The organism is Gimesia fumaroli (assembly GCF_007754425.1).
In the GTDB taxonomy this organism is placed as follows: Bacteria; Planctomycetota; Planctomycetia; order Planctomycetales; family Planctomycetaceae; genus Gimesia; species Gimesia fumaroli.
In genome coordinates this window covers 5,460,255-5,479,670 of record NZ_CP037452.1, presented here as the reverse complement: position 1 = coordinate 5,479,670, position 19,416 = coordinate 5,460,255, and the positions used below count along the sequence as shown (strand labels likewise).

The 19,416-nt window shown below is 52.2% G+C and carries 17 protein-coding genes; 10 read left to right on the top strand and 7 right to left on the bottom strand.

The features are described 5' to 3' along the window. Window positions 1–15: 15 nt before the first annotated feature. From Enr17x_RS20900 to Enr17x_RS20890, 3 genes are all read left to right on the top strand, one after another. Entirely contained in the window at window positions 16–495 is a 480-nt protein-coding gene (locus Enr17x_RS20900) for a hypothetical protein (RefSeq protein ID WP_145311645.1), read from the top strand. A 249-nt stretch (window positions 496–744) separates the two neighbouring features. Continuing rightward, window positions 745–2,838 (top strand): efflux RND transporter periplasmic adaptor subunit, encoded by a 2,094-nt coding sequence (locus tag Enr17x_RS20895; RefSeq protein WP_145311644.1) that lies wholly within the window; start codon window positions 745–747, stop codon window positions 2,836–2,838. A gap of 3 nt (window positions 2,839–2,841) precedes the next feature. Continuing rightward, window positions 2,842–6,303, top strand: a complete 3,462-nt coding sequence (locus tag Enr17x_RS20890) for an efflux RND transporter permease subunit (protein ID WP_145311643.1) — start codon at window positions 2,842–2,844, stop codon at window positions 6,301–6,303. 6 nt (window positions 6,304–6,309) lie between these two features. On the opposite strand, the gene Enr17x_RS20885 is transcribed toward Enr17x_RS20890, so the two are convergent. Continuing rightward, window positions 6,310–7,377 (bottom strand): hypothetical protein, encoded by a 1,068-nt coding sequence (locus tag Enr17x_RS20885; protein ID WP_145311642.1) that lies wholly within the window; start codon window positions 7,375–7,377, stop codon window positions 6,310–6,312. A 332-nt stretch (window positions 7,378–7,709) separates the two neighbouring features. On the opposite strand from Enr17x_RS20885, the gene Enr17x_RS20880 reads away from it, so the two are divergent. The 6 genes from Enr17x_RS20880 (at window position 7,710) to Enr17x_RS20855 (ending at window position 14,684) form a co-directional block, all read left to right on the top strand. Continuing rightward, a complete protein-coding gene (locus Enr17x_RS20880) occupies window positions 7,710–8,201 on the top strand; it encodes a MarR family winged helix-turn-helix transcriptional regulator (protein ID WP_145311641.1) in 492 nt (163 codons plus the stop codon). Between the two features lie 68 nt (window positions 8,202–8,269). Next, window positions 8,270–8,968: a pirin family protein gene (locus Enr17x_RS20875; protein ID WP_145311640.1), complete on the top strand. Its 699-nt coding sequence runs from the start codon at window positions 8,270–8,272 to the stop codon at window positions 8,966–8,968. Between the two features lie 49 nt (window positions 8,969–9,017). After that, complete coding sequence (locus Enr17x_RS20870; RefSeq protein ID WP_145311639.1) at window positions 9,018–9,464, top strand: DoxX family protein; 447 nt, start codon at window positions 9,018–9,020, stop codon at window positions 9,462–9,464. 395 nt (window positions 9,465–9,859) lie between these two features. Further along, window positions 9,860–11,578, top strand: a complete 1,719-nt coding sequence (locus Enr17x_RS20865) for a putative bifunctional diguanylate cyclase/phosphodiesterase (RefSeq protein WP_145311638.1) — start codon at window positions 9,860–9,862, stop codon at window positions 11,576–11,578. 244 nt (window positions 11,579–11,822) lie between these two features. Continuing rightward, the gene (locus tag Enr17x_RS20860; protein ID WP_145311637.1) at window positions 11,823–13,442 is read left to right on the top strand and encodes a hypothetical protein; all 1,620 of its coding nucleotides are present in this window, start codon (window positions 11,823–11,825) and stop codon (window positions 13,440–13,442) included. Between the two features lie 3 nt (window positions 13,443–13,445). Beyond that, window positions 13,446–14,684: a serpin family protein gene (locus tag Enr17x_RS20855; protein ID WP_145311636.1), complete on the top strand. Its 1,239-nt coding sequence runs from the start codon at window positions 13,446–13,448 to the stop codon at window positions 14,682–14,684. A gap of 63 nt (window positions 14,685–14,747) precedes the next feature. On the opposite strand, the gene Enr17x_RS20850 is transcribed toward Enr17x_RS20855, so the two are convergent. The 3 genes from Enr17x_RS20850 to Enr17x_RS20840 all read right to left on the bottom strand — a co-directional run bounded on the left by Enr17x_RS20850 (window position 14,748) and on the right by Enr17x_RS20840 (window position 16,661). After that, entirely contained in the window at window positions 14,748–15,209 is a 462-nt protein-coding gene (locus Enr17x_RS20850) for a DoxX family protein (protein WP_145311635.1), read from the bottom strand. Window positions 15,210–15,259: 50 nt separating this feature from the next. Then, the gene (locus Enr17x_RS20845; RefSeq protein WP_145311634.1) at window positions 15,260–15,484 is read right to left on the bottom strand and encodes a hypothetical protein; all 225 of its coding nucleotides are present in this window, start codon (window positions 15,482–15,484) and stop codon (window positions 15,260–15,262) included. 169 nt (window positions 15,485–15,653) lie between these two features. Beyond that, the gene (locus tag Enr17x_RS20840; RefSeq protein ID WP_145311633.1) at window positions 15,654–16,661 is read right to left on the bottom strand and encodes a TIGR00341 family protein; all 1,008 of its coding nucleotides are present in this window, start codon (window positions 16,659–16,661) and stop codon (window positions 15,654–15,656) included. Between the two features lie 206 nt (window positions 16,662–16,867). On the opposite strand from Enr17x_RS20840, the gene Enr17x_RS20835 reads away from it, so the two are divergent. Further along, window positions 16,868–17,056 carry a CPXCG motif-containing cysteine-rich protein gene (locus Enr17x_RS20835; RefSeq protein WP_145311632.1) on the top strand — a complete coding sequence of 63 codons (189 nt, stop codon included), beginning with the start codon at window positions 16,868–16,870 and terminating at the stop codon, window positions 17,054–17,056. A gap of 15 nt (window positions 17,057–17,071) precedes the next feature. Here the strand turns inward: Enr17x_RS20835 and Enr17x_RS20830 are convergent, their stop codons facing one another. From Enr17x_RS20830 to Enr17x_RS20820, 3 genes are all read right to left on the bottom strand, one after another. Further along, window positions 17,072–17,281, bottom strand: a complete 210-nt coding sequence (locus tag Enr17x_RS20830; RefSeq protein ID WP_198000712.1) for a DUF1653 domain-containing protein — start codon at window positions 17,279–17,281, stop codon at window positions 17,072–17,074. 37 nt (window positions 17,282–17,318) lie between these two features. Further along, the gene (locus Enr17x_RS20825) at window positions 17,319–18,347 is read right to left on the bottom strand and encodes a class I fructose-bisphosphate aldolase (RefSeq protein WP_145311630.1); all 1,029 of its coding nucleotides are present in this window, start codon (window positions 18,345–18,347) and stop codon (window positions 17,319–17,321) included. Between the two features lie 88 nt (window positions 18,348–18,435). Continuing rightward, window positions 18,436–19,125 (bottom strand): DUF2293 domain-containing protein, encoded by a 690-nt coding sequence (locus Enr17x_RS20820; RefSeq protein WP_145311629.1) that lies wholly within the window; start codon window positions 19,123–19,125, stop codon window positions 18,436–18,438. Between the last annotated feature and the right edge of the window lie 291 nt (window positions 19,126–19,416).

Genomic DNA, 19,416 nt, shown 5'->3' with positions numbered 1-19,416 from the left:
TCAGGAGCCTGTTTCATGCACCGAATTGGTCGAGCGATGTTGATCTGGATGACAGCAGCAATGTTGTTCATGCAGACTCTCTGCCCGGTCACTCTATTCGGCTGCTGCTGTCAGAAGTTCAACGCCGAGGAAAATTCGCAGACCCACTGTTGTCGACTTTCTCAAATAAGTCCTGTTTCCGTGGTGAAACAGACAAGTTGCTGTGCTCAAGTTACCACATCCACGACTGCGAATGAAAAACAGCCAGTCTGTCGCGGTAAGTGTCGTCAAAGTGACTCTGATTGCCACTGTGGTCGCACGAACAACACACCCGCGCTACCGGACACAAACAGCGGTCCGCTACAGGAACAACAGCTGTTGTTTGAGATTCTGGCACATCCGCTGGCAGCCCCTGTGACTCAGACGGATCACTCTGAAGGCTCTGTTTGCGTGAGTCACAGCCCGACGCAGCCTTTCAAGTCTGTGCAGATTCTACTCTGTGTGTCTTTGCTATAAAGGCACACTGCGCACTGACTGAATGCCGTTTCATTTTTTCTGCGCACGCATCACGGCTATTTTGTCCCCGTCTACTTTGACTTCCAGGACAAAAGGTTTCCGAATTCTTATGACCCGTCTGCCATTCTCTCTGATGGCATTGAATGAACACATTTGAAACAGGGCGGCTGGCCGGTTTTCCCGGCACGGTCCAATGCTGGTTGTTAAGCGCCGGCTGGTCGCTCTCTTGGTTTGTTTTGGAGAGGCAAGATGACAACATCTTCCACAGAAGAACCGGCAAAAGATCCTGTGAATACCGAAACGCCTCCACCCCCGGATGCAAAATCGGGCCGCTGGTGGCTGAGAAAATTGTTGCCGGCAGCGCTGTTTCTTTCGGTTGGTCTTTTTCTGATTGTGTTGCTGGGAGTCGCACAGCGACTGGGATGGATTCAGTCTGGCATATCCCCCTCTTCTGCGACCACGGAAGGGGGCAAAGCGCAGATCTTTACCTGTCCGATGCATCCACAGATCCGCCAGCCCAAACCGGGCCGCTGTCCGATCTGTGGAATGGCGCTGGTGCCGGCCGCGAAGTCCGGTGCCAACATCGATCAGATGGCCATCAATATTGATCCGGCGCAGCGCAGGTTAGCGAACATCCAGACCGCCAAAGCAAAACTGGAATCTGTCAGCACCACAATTGAAACGATCGGTTCGATTGAAATTGACGAGAGCCGTCAGGCCACCATCGCCGCCTATATCAACGGGCGCATCGAAAAACTGTTTGCCGACTATACAGGAGTGGAAGTCGACAAAGGAGATCATCTGGCGATCGTCTACAGCCCCGAATTGTATTCTGCGCAGGTGGAACTGTTGGAAGCGGGGAATGCGCTCAAGAAAATGACCTCAGGTGCTCTGTCCGTCGTGCGCGAGGTGCAGGAGAAACTGGTAGAGAATTCAAGACAGAAACTCGTCGAGCTAGGTATGACAGACGCGCAGATCAAGCAGCTGTTATCAACTGGCAAGGCCGAATCGCGACTGACGATCTATGCTCCTATCGGCGGAACCGTGACCGAAAAACTCGCAGAGGAAGGTAAATACATCAAAGCCGGCGAGCCCATTTACCGCATTGCGAATCTGACTACCGTCTGGCTTGTGCTCGAACTCTATCCCGAAGATGCCTCTCGGATTCGCTTCGGCCAGCGGGTTGACGCCGAATTGCAGTCTCTGCCGGGAAAAACTCTGAAAGGCCGCGTGGTGTTTATCGATCCAACGGTGAATCCCAACCGCAGAACAGTGGGCGTGCGCGTGGAGTTCAAAAATGAAGACGGACAGCTCCGACCCGGTGATTATGCGAAAGCGCAAATCAAAGTTCCCATTGGCCCGCAAGGGAACGTTTACGATGCCGAGCTTGCTGGGAAATGGATCAGCCCCATGCATCCGCAGGTCATACGCGATCAGCCCGGCGACTGTCCTATTTGTGGTATGAAACTCGTACCCACTTCACGTTTTGGGTATACGGATCAACCAGTTCCACAAAAGAAAGCACTCACGGTGCCTCGTTCTGCGATCCTGATGGCCGGCGACCACAGTGTCGTCTATGTCGAAACCAAACCGGGGCGTTTTGAACTCAGAAACGTCACGCTTGGATCGTTGCTCGGGGATACTGCCGTGATTCTTGAGGGGGTGAAACCGGGCGAGAAAGTCGCTACTGCGGGGAACTTCCTGATTGATTCTCAAATGCAACTTTCGGGCAAACCGAGTCTGATTGATCCGCTCCGATTTACTCCCGCGAAAAAAACGAAGAAAAATACTCCGCTTCAGTTTGATTCATTCAAAATTGAAACAATCTCTGGGAAGCCAGGTCAGTCGCTGGAGAAACTATACGCGACTTACTTTGCGATTCAAAAGCAGTTTGCCGCCGATCAAAAAATTACAGAGCAACAGGCCAGAACACTCAACACGCTGGCTGCACAACTGGCACAGGATTCCCCGCTCAGTCAGCCGATCAAAGATGAGTTGCAGCAGATCGCCAATAATTCAGAGCATCTGCATCATCTCTCTCTCGAAGAGGCACGCAAGAAATTCAAGCCAATCAGTCATGCTGTAGTCAAGCTGGCGACTCAGGTGAGAGGCGGCGAAACTAAACCGCCGTTCCATCATTTCTTCTGTCCCATGGTCCCGCAAGGTGGAGGCGACTGGCTGCAATCCGATCACAAACTGTTGAACCCCTACTTTGGGAGCAAAATGCTGCACTGCGGCGAACTCGTGCCAACCTTTGAAACAGCGGCAAAACAACCAGCACCTCCCGGACAGTCACAGCAAAAACAGAAGCACTCATCACCTTCAAGGCCCAAGGGAGAATAAACCATGTTACGCGCCTTGATTTCTTTCAGCATTCGCGAACCGCTGATCATGTTCTGCGTCACGGCGGTCCTGATAGGCTTTGGCTGGTATAGCGTACGCGAAGTGCCCATCGACGCCATTCCCAACATCGGCGAAAACCAGGTGATCATTTTCACCGCCTGGCCCGGTCGTTCTCCCAAAGACGTCGAAGACCAGGTGACCTATCCTCTCTCTGTTTCGATGCTGGCCGTCCCCGATGCGGAATCGGTACGCGGCAAAAGTCTGTTCGGTTACAGTTTTGTGCAGGTCACCTTCAAAGACAGTACCGATTTTTACTGGGCCCGCTCCCGTGTTGCCGAACAGCTGGGGACAGCCGCTGCGCTCTTGCCGGAAGGAGTCGTCCCAACCCTGGGACCGGATGCCACAGGCTTAGGGCAGGTACTCTATTATGTGCTGGAACCTCCGAAAGAGATGAATCTAGCCGAGTTGCGCAGTCTGCAGGATTTCGTCGTGAAGTATGAACTGCAGGCCGTCCCTGGCGTCAGTGAAGTTGCCAGTGTGGGAGGTTATGTCCGACAATATCAGATCGAAGTCGATCCGGATAAGCTCCGTTTTCACGATATCCCCCTCGACCAGGTGATCGATGCGGTCCGTAAATCAAATATTGACGTCGGCGCGAAAACGGTAGAATCAGGCGGAATGGAATTCATCATCCGCGGTCGCGGATTTATCGGCGCGGGACAAAATACGGAACAGGCAATTGGCGATATTGAGCAAACCGTCATTCGTTCGAAGGAGGGAGTCCCGATTCGCATTCGCGATCTCGGACGCGTCCAACTCGGCCCGGAATTCCGCAGGGGAGCCATCGATCTCAACGGTTCTGAAGCAGTTGGCGGTGTTGTTGTTATGCGATTTGGTGAAAACCCCCGGAAAGTGATTGATAGTATCAAAGCCAAGATGGCACAGATCGAACCAAGCCTGAAGGGAGTGAATTTCAAGCTCATCTACGATCGCACAGGATTGATCAATGAAACTATTGCCACCCTGACTGATGCGCTGACACAGGAAGTGATCATTACCGCGGTCGTCATTCTGCTGTTTCTGCTGCATCTCCGCGCGAGTATTGTCGTCGCTGTCACGCTACCCGTTGCCGTGTTGATGGCGTTCATCGCCATGAATGTCTTCGGCATTGATGCGAATATCATGTCGCTGGCCGGCATCGCGATTGCCATCGGCACCATGGTCGATATGGGGATTGTCGTTTCCGAATCGATCTACGACAGCCTTGCGGAATGGGAGGCGGAAGGGAGTCCCGGCGGTAAAGCACAGCGGTTGAAGGTCATCCATACTGCGGCCACTGAAGTCGCCCCCGCGGTCGTCACGGCTGTGATGACAACCGTCGTCAGCTTTTTTCCCGTCTTCATGCTCACCGGTCGCGACTACAAACTCTTCGCACCGCTGGCCTGGACCAAAACGTTTTCGATTACTGCCGCCTTGATCGTCGCCATCACGCTGGTGCCTCTGTTAAGTCGACTGTTGCTTAATTCCAATCAACGGCCCCTCCGTCGACGTTTGATCGTCTCTACCGTGTTTGCGCTGGTATGCGGCGTTCTGTCCTGGAACTTTGGAGCCGATTATCTCGCGCGGATTCCCATTCGTCTGCCGGTGCTCGTCCTGTTGAGTACAGGCCTGGGTGGAATCGGCTGCTTCTGGATGCTCAGCGAGCGGCTCAGACCCGTTGATGAAAATCCGGTGGGGCGCCTGATTCACTTTTTGTATGAACCGACGCTGCGATTTTTCATGAAACACAAATTCCTGTTTTTTACGTTTCCCACCTTCATCGTGCTGCTGGGACTGGGATCCTGGATCGGGATGCCGACGGTATTAAAGCCGTTCGAAAAAGTTGCCCGGTTTCTGGGAGTCGAACCCAACGAAGTGCCTGGCTGGGTCGAGGTCAAGCATCTGTTTCCCGGTCTGGAATCGAATGACTGGATCGCTCTCGACGAAGGGAGCTGGTTCTACATGCCGACGCTGTATCCCGCTGCCAGTTTTTCACAGGCGATGGAAGTTCTGCAGACGCAGGATACGCTGATCAGAGAGATTCCCGAAGTCGAAAATGTACTCGGGAAAATCGGCCGCATCGAGTCGGCTCTCGATCCGGCTCCCGCGGCGATGATTGAAACCTACGTCATGCTCAAACCCGTCGATCAGTGGCGGCCCGGTGTGACTACGAAGCAAATCTGGGAGCAGATCAACGCGGTTGCCACACTGCCCGGCGTCACACCCGCTTCGCCGCTGCAGCCGATCGAAGGCCGCGTGGTCATGCTGCAGAGCGGTATCAAGGCACCGATGGCGATTCGTATCTTCGGCGACAGTCTGGACGGGCTGGCCGAAGCATCGATCGCCGTTGCCGACCACTTGAAGCAGATTCCCCAGGTCAACGCAGCCACGGTGAACCCTGATATCGTGTTGGGGAAACCCTATGTCGAGTTTGACGTCGATCGGGAAACCGCGGCCCGGTACGGCATGTCCACGGCGATGGTGAACCAGATCATCGAAACGGCTCTGGGAGGTTCGAATGTCACGCGCACCGTAGAAGGTCGCGAACGCTATCCCATTCGTGTCCGCTATGAACGGAATCTTCGCGAGCAGATCGACGAATTAAATCGCTTGCCCGTCGTCACGCATTCGGGAGAAATCATTCCCCTTTCCCTCCTGGCGAGTATGAAAACGACGTGGGGGCCCGGCGTGATCAACAGTGAAGACGCGCGTCTGGTCGCACACGTCTCCTTTTCCTCATCCGGGCAGGAGGGCGCACTGGAAACGGTGAACGCGGTGGAGACCAGCCTCCGCACTGCACAAACAGAGGGCTCGTTAAATTTGCCTGCCGGCTATGCCCTGCAGGCGGTCGGCTCGTTTCAGAACCAGATCGAAGCCAACAACCGCCTGATGTGGGTCGTGCCACTCGTGATTTTTACAAACCTCTTCATCATCTATCTGCAATTCCGGAATCTGTCGATCGCTTTCGCTGTGTTTTCTGGTATCCCGGTCGCGTTTGCGGGGGGCATGATCTTCCTGGGCTGGAACGACATTCAAATCAATACCGCAGTCTGGGTCGGTTTCATTGCGCTGTTCGGCATCGCCGTGGATGACGGCGTCGTGATGGCGACTTACCTCGATCAGGTCTTTACCCGCAAAAGGTTGAAGACCAGGGAGGATATCCGGAATGCTGCGGTCTTGGCCGGGCTCAAGCGGATTCGTCCCTGCCTGATGACGACTTTTACGACGATCATTGCACTGATGCCCGTCATCTTTTCTACCGGGCGCGGCTCCGATGTCGCCAAAGCGATGGCCTGGCCCGTGGTCGGCGGCATGACTGTCGAACTGATTACACTATTCGTTGTGCCTGTGATCTTTGTCGCATATAAGGAATTCAAAATGAATCTCGGTCTGAGTGATTCTCACTGGGCGGGAGTGGAAGATTAAGTCTCACTATTTCAATAGATTAGACCAGTGTACTTTCAACGCTTCGATGTCGAGTTCCTCGTTCCAGTCGTCATCCCAGTTGATCCCGGTTTTGGTCTGGCTGTCAGGGTTCAGACCGAGACGCATCGGCTCATAGACCGGGCTGGCGCTGAGGTCAGCCGGACTTTGTCCTTCCGAAAGTGCCTGCAGGGTGACGCTGATCGGGGATGCGTGCCTATAGGGAGTATTTTTTCCTAAGAGCTGCGTTTTGAGGAAATCGGCGTGGTCCAGCACGGTTTCCACTGCCTCCAGGTCTTGTGTTCGAGTCAGTGCTAGTAAAGCTGCAAGTTTCTGCTGACCCGCCTGTTCCCCTTCAGCGGAATTCAGCAGGTTCATCAGTGTGGGGACTGCCCGTTCCCGGGCCGACTCGGCATACAGATAACAGACCGCCGTTTCCCACCTCGTTTTGTACCTGTCTTGGAACGTTACTCTTTGTTCAACGGTTTCCTTGAGTGCGGCTTCGGCCTTGGTACCGCCAATCGCACGGAGACAGTAGGCGATCTGCACGGTCCGATAGGGACTGACATGATCAGAGCGTTCAAAATCTCGTTCTAAAGCGGCACTCAGAGGCGCGACGACTTCCGGCCCGCGTTCGATCAAGTGCGACATCAGGTTGTGAACGCTGCCGGTCGAGTGCGGACCGAGTTTGCCCAGCGATGCAATCAATCCCGGCGTCGAATTCGCCCGGCTCGTCGTGACAAAGATCAGCACAAACGACAGCGTCAGGGCGACCGCATTCACGCCGAATGGCAGCAGATTCTTCCGCAACCATTCATCTTTAATTGTGAGGAGCTGCAGCACGCGGAACAGCAGATAAAAGACCCAGCAGAGCACCACCAACGCACCGATTGCCAAGGGGATCATGAGCAGGCCCCCCAGGATCAACAGCGGCACACCAAAGTACAGAAACCGTTTGACCCCCGTCGCCAGCGGCCGACTGAAAATCAGGGATAGAACCATCCAAGCGAAAAAGATGCCAATCAACGGCCAGAGAAAAGGAAACCGCATCTCGGTCGCACTGTTCGCGCAACTCATACACGCCTCCGCCGACTGTGTCGGCAGAAAGAAGAGCAATATAATACAGGCGACGAGAAATTTCATGGATAGAGTTGTTTTTAGAAACAGTGAAGAGAATCGTTCTTGTCAGCCTCAATGATACAAAAAGCTTCTCCTTGATCCAAATATGAAGATGATCAATTATCCTTTTGAATTCGCTTCTGGGTGTAATGTATTCAGTTTATTTGAAGCAGCTTCATTGCCCCTTAGGCATACGCATCGAAATGATTGACCCTGAAAAATCTCAGAAAACAGGTTGACGGGACGATGGTTTATATATAAACTATATGCAGAGAGGTCAGGAACCAACTATGAAACAGCAACAATTACAACAGGAATTGAAGAAGAAGCAGGCATTTCAGTCCCCTGAAGTCGAGGCGATTCTGAACGTGTTGCGGACCAGCGATCAGTTTCAGAACCGCCTCGGTAAGTTGTTTCGTGAGTATGGTTTGACCTGCTCCCAATATAATGTGTTGCGGATTCTTCGCGGCGAAGGACAGCCGCTGCCCAGTCTGGAGATTGCCAGTCGCATGGTGCAGGTTGTGCCCGCGATTACCGGGCTGGTCGATCGGCTGGAAGAGCAGACGCTTGTCGAACGTAAACGCTGTCATAAGGATCGGCGGGTTGTCTATGTGGCGATTACTCCGAAAGGGGAGCAACTGTTGGATGAAATGGACAATCGGGTCAGTGATCTGCACACGCAGTTAATCGGCCACTTGACGCGAACGGAACTCACGGATTTGAATCGTCTGCTGGTCAAAGCACGACAGAGCTGTTGCATTGACTCTGAAGCGACGGTGTGATTTTTTTTCGCTAAATAGTTTACGTGTAAATAATATAGAGTTGAACTAATTTCAGGAAAGGGCTCAGAATGATTCGCGTACGAAAGGCACGGCAGCGGGGCCACGCCGATCATGGCTGGCTGAATACGTATCATACATTTTCCTTCGCCGACTACCAGGATTCGGAACAGATGCGGTTTCGAGCACTGCGGGTCATGAATGAAGATGTCGTTCAGCCCGGTCAAGGCTTCGGCACACATCCGCATCGGGATATGGAAATCGTGACTTATGTCCTGGAAGGTGCGCTCGAACACAAAGATTCGATGGGGCATGGTGAAGTGTTGAGAGCGGGTGAATTCCAGCGAATGTCGGCAGGCACAGGCATCACGCATAGCGAATTCAATCCGTCAGAGACCGAGCCCGTGCACCTGTATCAGATCTGGCTATTTCCCGAACGAAAGGGGATTGAGCCGAGTTACGAACAGAAACGTTTTCCTGAAAGCGAACAGCAGAATCAATTACGGCTCGTCGCTTCGCCCGGGGCAGAGCAGGGAGCGCTGTTGATTCATCAGGACGCACAGATTTATCTGTCGCAAATCGACAAAGGCAAAACCGTCTCGCATGAACTGGCAGAAGGACGGCACGCCTGGTTACAGGTGCTTCGTGGAGAAGTCCTGCTCAATGAGGTTGCACTGGCTACCAGCGATGGTGCTGCCGTCAGTGATGTCAGAGAGTTAACAATTCAGGCCACCGAGAAAGCCGAGATCATGCTGTTTGATCTGGCTTAAACACGATGTGAATTCACACGCAAGACTCATTTTTAAGGGAAAGAAACAGATGTCACACCATCTTTTAGAGGGGCTCGTCAGTTTAGCGGGCCGTACGATGATCGCAACCATATTTCTGATGAGCGCTATTGGAAACAAGGTTCCGCAGTTTAATAACGTCGCCGGTTACATGGCTTCGGAAGGTGTTCCGCTTCCGAAAGTCATGTTAGCCGGTGCGATTGTATTCCTGATTGTCGGCAGCCTGTCGGTCATCACCGGCTTCAAGACCCGCATCGGCGCCGGGCTGTTGTTTGTGTTTCTTGTGCTGGCGACGTACTTTTTTCATGACTTCTGGACCATTCAGGACGCACAGGCTCAGCAGGGGCAGATGATTCACTTCATGAAAAATCTGGCATTGATGGGCACGATGTTGTTTCTGATGGCCAACGGCCCCGGGCGGATGAGCATGGATCATCGTCTGGTTTCTCGAACGCAAGACAGTCAACTCAAACAGTAATCACAAAGGAAAATTTCGTTTCTTTGAAACAGCTCGCCCACTGTCATTCATGAAATGTCAGTGGGTTCTTTTTTTGTCTGTATCCGGTTTTGGTTTCGAAGTGGCCCGCCATCATATGGAACGCTCTCAAAAGATACGGCAGTCGGCTCACTTCAGATGTAAATAACGCACAATCCCTACAATGTGACCCGGGTTTGAGGCGAATCCCGTTTTTCGTGGGTTAATCCGCTTGGTTGGCACCTGTGTGATCTAAGCTTTCAGCGCACTCCAGGTGCCAGAATGATTCCCAATCGGGTGACAGATGATTACGTCGTGGCGCGCTCGTAATAGTACTGAGAAGTATTACACAGAAGAGGCAGCGGTAATAAGACGTTCCATCAACGAGGAAAAGAACAGTGGCTGAGATCCAATCTGAACAAACCTGTTTGAAAGCATTTCGCGACGCCGTAGACGAAGCCGGGATCGTCGCGATCACCGATGTGAAGGGGACGATTCTTGAAGCCAATGATAACTTCTGCAAAATTTCGGGCTACAGCCGCGAGGAACTGATCGGTTCCGATCACCGGATTCTGCGTTCCGGGTATCATCCTCCCGAATTCTTCCGAGACATGTATCGTCAGATCGGTCGTGGAAAAACCTGGCGGGGAGAGATCTGCAATCGAGCTAAAGACGGAAACTTCTACTGGGTGGATACCACGATTGTCCCGATGTTTAATGAGCAGGGGAAGATCAAGGGATATCTGGCCTTGCGGATTGATATCAGCGAACAAAGGCGGCTACTCGATAGTTTGCATCAGCTTGCACACCGAGATGCCTTAACCGGACTACCGAACCGGGCCGCGATTCTGCAATCTATTCAGACAGTCATTAATCGCAAATCAACCAATCATTTTGCTTTGTTATTTATGGACTTTGACCGGTTCAAGTTGATCAATGACAGTCTGGGACACGACGTGGGTGACAAACTTCTGGAAGCCGTCGCCGACCGCTTAAGAAAAGCGGTCCGTTCGACAGATTCGATTCAGGCGGCCCGTATGGGGGGCGACGAGTTTGTTGTGCTGCTGGACAATTTGTCGGCACCAGAAGATGCGGTTTGCGTTGCTGAACGACTTCAGAAAGATTTAGCGATCCCCTATCAACTGGGGGGGTATACAATTTACTCCAGTGCCAGCATCGGGATCGTCACCAGCGAACATCTTGCGGATACAGCGAGCGAGATGCTCAGCAACGCCGATCTTGCCATGTATGAAGCGAAAGCAGCGAAAGTGGATCGCCCGATTGTTTTTGATCAGGTGCTGCGCGATAAAGCCCAGAAGCGACTTTATATTGAAAATGAACTGCGTGACGTCATCTCACGCGATGAATTAACACTCTTTTATCAGCCGATCGTCGATTTAGAATCGGGAGATTTTCGAGGCGTTGAAGCGCTGATTCGCTGGTTCCATCCTGAAAGTGGCATGATTCCGCCTGATGAATTCATTTCGATTGCGGAAGAGATGGACCTGATTATTCCCGTTGGTAATTTTGTATTAAACGAAGCCTGCCGCCAGCTCAACCGATGGCGTAAGACTCTGGGGCCGCTTGCCCCGGCCAATCTGCATGTGAATGTATCGCGTAAGCAACTGGAACATCCGACATTAGTGACTGTCGTGAAAAACGTACTGAGAAAGTATGAAATTCCACCCGAGTGTCTTCATCTGGAAGTCACCGAAAGTATCATCATGCACGATCGTGAAATTTCAGTGTCGACATTGAACGAATTGAAAAAACTGGGCGTGAATATTGACGTGGATGATTTCGGGACAGGGTATTCTTCCCTGTCTTGTCTGTGTGATTTTCCGATTGATGTATTGAAACTGGATCGTGAGTTTGTCAAAAAATCCGATCGCGACCGGGAAGTGATGTTGATCGAGGCGTTGATCATTCTGGCTGAAAAACTGGGGCTGGAAGTGATCGCTGAAGGCATTGAAAACGCAGAACAACTGGCTTTGCTGCAGGCACTGGGTTGTCGGCTTGGCCAAGGTTATTTCTTCTCGAAACCACTGATTGCCGCCGATCTGGAACAGGCAATTCTCAAAGAAGATTGGCCCTCTCCCAGTATGGCCGGCGTCTGATCTATCACAGAAACGCGATGAGAAGAATTTTCTCACCTCTTCTGGCTCACCTTCCTCATTGGAGGACTCTTTGTAACAGCCACTCCATCCCGCTGCGCACCTGGATTCCAGATCATTCATTTTAATGATCAATTTTCCATGAACCATCCGATTTTCTGTGTGTCATGAACCCCGTGTTGCGTTAATCTAAAATGACGCTGGTATTATTGATGAGTGTGGTTTTCAAGAGGACGAACCAGAGAGGATGGGATTCTTCAATCAATTGTTTGGAAAAAAAGACTTTGAATCGGGCGACACGCCTGACACGATGCCGTGGGATGCTCGGCCTTCAATCTATGAGCATATCTGCGCGCACATTAATCCGGATCAGATTGGATTAACGGAAGCGGGATATCAACTGCCCGATGAAGCACGCATCAACGAGGGGGAAGAACTCCGGTGGGCCGCCGGTGCCCTGGATGGCGTGATGACGCATCATGGCGGGAACGGCAACGCTCAGGAGCAGGTTCAAAAAACTGTATCACTGCTGCTGAGTTATTGTGATCAGCCGACTGCCGCCAATAAATATGCGTTATATCAGCACATTGTCAACGAGAGTATCGTTTCGATGATTGATGCCGTGATCGCGAGTCTGTTAGACGAGCAGAAACTCAACCATGAGCGACTTTACGAACTGGCTTATTCGTTCATGACAGAAACGCCGGATCGCGAAACGGTCAAATTCGGTATCGCGATTCTCGGACTCTATCAGGTTGCTGAAAATACGCCTTTGTTTCAAACGCTGGGGCGACACGATGAGTTCACACTTTATTGCGCGGTTGCACTCGGGAACACAGCTGACAAAACTGATTTAGCCTTGTGGGAACTGGCACGCAACGTTGATGGCTGGGGACGAATTCACGTTGTAGAACGGCTGGCAGAAACCGAAAACAGCGAAATCAAAAACTGGCTGCTTCGCGAAGGCTACCGCAACTCCGTGTTATATGAATACCTGGCCTTCACCTGTGCCACCACAGGCGGGTTGCTTGCTGCGCTGAGTGAGCCGCACGTCGATTGTGAACTGCTTACATCGGCGGGGGAACTCATTGAAGCACTGATCAACGGTGGTCCCGCGGAAGATATGGACGACTATGACGACGGCGCGATTGTGGTCGATTTGTTTTTGAATCACATCGATTCGTCTGCTGAAAGTTTGGCTGATTTTCTGCACGTCTGTTCGATCCAGCAGTTTTTGAAAAATGAGGAAGCTGACTGGGAATCGCGTTCGGAACGAGGTTGGACAGCGCAGCGTTGCGAGGGACTCCTGGCGATTTGCAATGAGATTCTGGAACGACCTGAATGGCCAGACCGTGTTCGAACATCGCTTAAGAGTCCGGTTGAGCAGGAATTTTATGCAGCCGATCAGGTTGCCCGCGTGCTCAAGTTGCCGACCTGGAATTATCAGTGGAAACGTCTCCAGGAACAACCTCACGATTCCAGTCGCTGGTTCCATGTCATGCTGGCCTGTGATGAAACGTACATCTCACAAGTGTTGGATTTCGCCGAACAGGTTCTGGATCTTGAGCAGATCGCCAGCGGCGCAGACGAAACGCTCGGCATCGGTGCGGAATTTGTGCAGCATTCCTGTCTCGATTGTATTCTGCAGGAACTGCGTCGTTTTCCGGGGCACGGCGCTACTTTAATTGCTACGGGATTGAAAAGTCCTGTGGTGCGCATCCGAAACATGGCGGTGGCGGCCCTGGCGACCTGGGGTGAAGTCGCATCTACATTTGAGCCATTAAAACAGGCAGTCGAAGTAGAACCGAGTGAGAGTCTCCGTCATAATATGCAGAAAATCCTCAAAGGCGAGCCGCTGGAAGAGTAAACGATGACGGACCAGACAACCGAAGCACAGAGCAAACAGGATGTGCAGACGACAGTCAACGACTGCAATCAGTTTGCCTGTGAACTGTTCTCGAAATTAGCCGGGGAAAGCGAAGGGAATCTCTTCTTTTCGCCAGGCAGCATTTCAATGGCACTGGCGATGACACTCGCTGGAGCTAAGGGAGAAACGGCGCGCGAAATGCAGGAAACACTCGGGTTCTCTCTGGAGCCAGCGCGTGTCCACGAAGCGTTTCGACGTTTGCGTACAGAGACCAGAACCGGTGGCGTGGAATTGAACGTCGCCAATCGACTCTGGGGACAAGCTGGTTATCACTTTCTGCCCGAGTATTTGAAAACGACAGAACACTATTATGCAGCCGGTTTGGAAACGGTCGATTTTCAGAATGCCCCCGGTGAGACAGCCAGCCAGATCAATGCCTGGGTTACGAAGCAGACCAACGGAAAAATCGACAGCTTGGTCTCGCCTCTTCAATTTAATGAATTAACGCGGCTGGTGCTGACCAACGCCATCTATTTTCTAGGCGGCTGGGAAGATGAGTTTCAACCGGAGGCGACAAAAGAACAATCGTTTCAACTATCCCGGAGCGAGGAAACGATCGTCCCGCTGATGCATCAGACGAATTCGTTTGGTTACGGTGAAGATGAAGAAATGCAGGTGCTGGAACTTCCCTACCGACGGCATGAATATACGACCCGGCTCGTCGAGAGCGAAGACGGATTTTCTTACATGGAACACGAAGAAATTCCCGGCGGCGGGAGTGATTTCGTCATGAACATTTTATTGCCTCGCGAACCAGACGGATTGCCTGCGATTGAAAGTCAGCTCCATTCAGCCACTTTGCAAAAATGGATGAAAACGCGCAGTCATGAGGTCAATGTGAGCCTCCCCCGATTTCGCGTCGAAGCTTCAATGGACCTGGATCAGCAGTTACAGTCCCTGGGGATGCAGAGGCCTTTTTCACGAGACTATGCCGACTTTTCTAATATGTCTGATGATCCGGAAGGCCTGTTTATCGGTGCCATTTTGCATAAAGCGTTTGTTGAAGTGAACGAAAAAGGGACCGAAGCCGCAGGCGTGACAGGGGTGATCATGGCGGGGGGCTGTGCCAGGGATGAAGAACCGCCGAAAGAATTTCGAGCCGATCATCCATTTCTGTTTCTGATCCGCGATCGACAAACCCGGTTGATCCATTTCATGGGCCGGTTGGCCAACCCCTCTTAGACTGCCGCGAATTGATCGCGGGCGTCCCGCGCGTTGCCGGTCCATAACAATTGAGAAAGTACTTCACGCATCGGCAGATTGCTTTTTGGGTCTCTTCTTCCATGACAGGATGGCGTCAATCGAGAGTGGCCCGGCTCCCACAATCAACAGATACAGCGAGCCCAGCAGCATTGAGAAATCAGTTCTCGCAGCGTGTGCCATGGACCAGAAACCTTCTTCAGACAGCATGGGGATTTTGGTCGAGAATATCGCGACCAGCATAATCGTAATCGTCGGCAGCACCGCCAGCCGGGTTAGCAGTCCCAGTACAATCAGTACGCCACATACGATTTCAAAACTGGCGACGAAATAGGAGAGGAACTCCGGTTCCGGTAAACCGATCTTCACAAAACGACCGGCGCCACGGATCTCGGGATACAGAAACTTCTGAATCCCTTCCGAGAGAAACACCAGTCCCACCAGCAGCCGGATCAGGATCACAGCGGAAGAAGCTTTCGATTTCAATGTTTTTTTGATCAACTTCATCACATTGGTTCCTTTTAAAATTGATGTATTGAGAACCATTGACGGATAGATCAGCCACCCGTTCGCCGCTGAGTAAACGTGCTTTTCTTATTTGCATTTACGACGTTATTTGTCTGGGGAACCGCCGACTGCATGATTTTAGAACGCGCGGGGATCGATTTTTTAGATTCCTGGTCGGTTTTCTCCTGCGTCTTTTTTTTCATGTCCTCCAGGTGCTTTTTCTTAGCGACCCGTTTTTCTCGATCTTTCTTTTTCTGCTGTTTATTTTTAGCCATTTGGCGATTCTCCGCGAGGGGGGGATGTTAAATTGAATTCTCTGACAGTTCCACGGCCATGATGCTGCGCGTAGAATCAAACTCAGACAGAGATATAGTGGCGCATTTTAACAGCAATCCATCCATTTAGATAGAAACAGCGCTAACAGGTCTCAGACTTCTTTATGATTCAATCGTGGTTCAACCAAAGTACCAGTCCCAGAATCAGTAAGAGCCCAATCCAGATGAGCATCGACTGAATCGTGGCTTTTCGCGCCCGTTCGACTTCCCACCAGCTGCGAGGTCGAACTCCCTGCAGCAGAAATGTTGCGACGCCGGCCAGATTGATGCAGATCAGGTTTGTGACGGTGAGTAGAAACGCTCCTCCGGCTAATGTATAGGACCCATTGCCGAGCAGCATGCCGCATGCGACCAGCGGCGGTACCAGCGCGACAGCCACCATCACCCCAATCACCGCTCCCGAGAGGCCTTGCGTGAACGCCAGCGTTCCGGCACAACCCGCGGCTAACGCCAGCAGGATATCGCCGATATCGACTCCGGTGCGTGAGGCAATCGAGGGGATTTCCGGGTCGACCACGAATAAAAAACCACCGACGATCGATAAGGCAAAGGCGGTTCCCGAACCGGCAATATTGGTTTTCAATGCGCTGCGCAGCAGGTCAAAATCGCCTAAGGTCACTGCCAGCGCCATCGCCACATTCGGTCCCAGCAGAGGGGCGATCACCATCGCTCCAATTATTACGGCGACATCATCTCGCAGTAACCCCACTCCCGCCACAACGACCGAGAGCATCACCAGCCCCATAAAGACCCGGGTGACGCCCAGCCCCTCGCTGACATTCGAATAGAGTTCCTCGCGGCTGATACGTTCCTTGCCGTTATTCTTCTCTTTTGGTTTGTCTGCTTCCTCTTCTTCTTCATCTGGCTCCGGTTTCAAGCGGGGCAACACCGCTTCCACCGGAAACAGGAGCACGTGAAACCCTTTCGTGTCTCCGTATGCCTGTTCAAACCGATCCATGATCGGCTCTGTTTCCTCGGCTGGAACCAACAGGTGCAGTACCAGTTGGTCAGAGTCTGTATCCCGCCAGCGGCCGAGAACTTCTCGTCCTTCCAGCAGATCATCCAGATTCTCATGGTTGCTATCCGGAATGAATATTTGCATGACCCGCAGAATCATGGTGGTTCTCTCGGTTGAAGATGAAAAGATAAGTTCTGATTGAATTCAAAATGATTCTACATGCAGCAGACCGAATATGGTAGAATGAAGCAACCAGAGTCGTCCACTTTTATCGACACTTCAAAGTCGTGAGCGGTGAGTTCGTGTGGATATGGATATCTGAAATCCAAGCCTGTCAAAGTTGATGATTGAGAAAGGTAAAAGAAATGCAGGATGAAGCCACTTATCTCTGTGATGCTTGCGGAGAAGAAATCGTCATTCCCGTTGATTTGACCGAAGGCACCGAACAGGAATATGTCGAGGATTGCCCGGTCTGCTGTCACCCGAATGTGATTCACGTGCACGTTGACCCCGATGGTGCTGTGCGCATCTGGGCGGAAGCAGAGGACGAATAGGGGAAGCTGTCCCGTTTATTCAGGGCCGATATATTGAAATCGGGCTACTTCGCGTCCATCGACCTCAACTTTTTCCAGAAACATGATTTTGGGGCGAACCCAGAGGCCTTTCTGACCGTAATCGGGGCTGTAGACCACCATTTCTTCCTCTGTTTCACTGTGGCGGGCGACTCCAATGACGAGATAGTCGTTCCCTTTATAATGACGATACCGACCGATTTTCACTTCGCTGATTCTCCTTACTCTCACTTTGTCTCGGCATTTAAGCCGATGCCTCTTCCATCGCGCTACTATATTCGCCGCGGCGGGCATCTCGATTGCATTTCGCGCGATGAGCAATCGACTTCTGAGCCGTTTCCACGTTTGCCGGATCGCCGGCCCAGATGCTCATGCCAGGTTGTTGAATGGCCCGTGCAAACGAGTACGCCAAGGCCCAGGGAACCCGTGACTTGTATTTCACGTTCATCGCATTCAGCCGTTCCGAAGCGAGTTCACTCGATTGACCGCCGGATAAAAAGGCCACGCCGGGAACAGCCGCGGGCACAGTGCGCCGGAAACAGGTGACCGTTGCATCCGCAACATCATCGACCGAATTTTGCTTGGGACATTCCAGACCTGGCACAACCATATTTGGCTTCAAGATCATGCCTTCCAGTAGTACGCGTTGGGCCGCCAACTGTGCGAAAACCATGCGCAGCGTCTGCTCGGTCACGTCGTAACAGCGTTGCAGTGAATGAGCCCCGTCCATCAATACTTCCGGCTCGACAATCGGGACGAGCCCTGCTTCCTGACACAGGGCCGCATACCGTGCGAGCAGATGGGCGTTGGCTTCCAGACAGCCTTGACTTGGGATTCCTTCGCCAATCGTGATCACCGCGCGCCATTTCGCAAACCGGGCGCCTAATTGAACATATTCTTCTAATCGTTCCCGCAGACCGTCCAGACCTTCTGTAATTTTTTCACCCGGGTGACCGGCCAGAGGTTTGGTGCTTTTGTCGACTTTGATGCCGGGAATGATGCCCGCTTCTTGCAGAACCTGAACGAAAGGCGTGCCCTCTTGTGTCTTTTGGCGGATCGTTTCATCGAACAGAATTGCCCCGCTGATCGATTCATTCAAGCCGGGAGTCGTCACTAGCAGCTCCCGGTAAGCGCGTCGGTACTCTTCGGTCTCTGGAATTCCGAGCTTCGCAAATCGCTTGTGGCAGGTAGGCATGCTCTCGTCCATCGCCAGCAGGCCTTTGTCGTCTGCTACCATCGCATAGGCTGTTTCGATCAGTTGTTTTTGACTCATCTTCACTGCTCCCCTTGCTAGACCTGAAAAACACCGGCAGTCGATCTCACTTTTGAGTTGCCTGCACAGAAAGAGTGCCTGACTTCCTTCACTGTAAACCATTGGCTTCGTTCAGTGCAAGGGCACGCTGCAGGGGACAGTCTGACGAGGCCGCAGACGAACTGCGGTAAGCGTTTAAGAGCTCCTTCGAACGTCGGGCCAGCATCCGCCGCACTTCCCGCCGTTTCCCTTTCACACGTGGAATGGCCATTTCATCATAGGCGGTTGTCTGATGCCGCATCCAGGCAATTACGGCTGCTTCCGCCCGCTGTTCAACGGGAATCCGTTTTGTACGGGCCACCGTACCGCTTCCAACCGGCGTGGCATGATCTGTGATCGCGCGTGCCATCTGTTGTGCCAAGTCGACGTGTGCGGGGTGAAAGTCCAGAAATGCCAGCACGGAACCAAAGAAATCCTCTACGTATTCCGCCTGAACTTTTTCGCGGCGTTGTGCTGCTGCCGCCTGTTTCTTCGCATACGCGTCGGTCGAACGCTCGGCTTCTAGATCCGCACGAATCCGTTTGATCGTTTCTGAGGGCGCCCAGACGCCTTTTGAAAAGGTCCGCCGCCCTTTTTTCTCCTGCACGATCCAGAAATCACCTGCTGATTTCACCCGCCGCGTCAGACCAGCATCACCGGGAAGCAGCAAAGCCCAGCCCGCGGGAACTGTATGAATCGTACCGTCGGCGGCCTTCACGGAATCCGGCGTGGGCCCTGGGGAGAAGATATTGTCGGTCATGTTACTTGTAATTTCGAAATAAAGAATCAGATCAAGAAAATTATTTTAGGAACGTAAGTGGTCCAGGAAGATATAAATGAACTCGTTTGGCATCCGATGTAATGCCAGCCGATCGCGATTTCAATCAATCTGGTCGGTCAATCAATAAGGTATTGGAAAAAACTTACGAAAATTCCGAAATAATAATCGGAGTTCCTCAAATTGAGAGGGGTTGTCGTTTTCTGGAAGCGGAATAGGATTTAGTAAGATCTGATCTTGCTGAGCTTTAAAAGCATTAAGCTCGTTTGATCT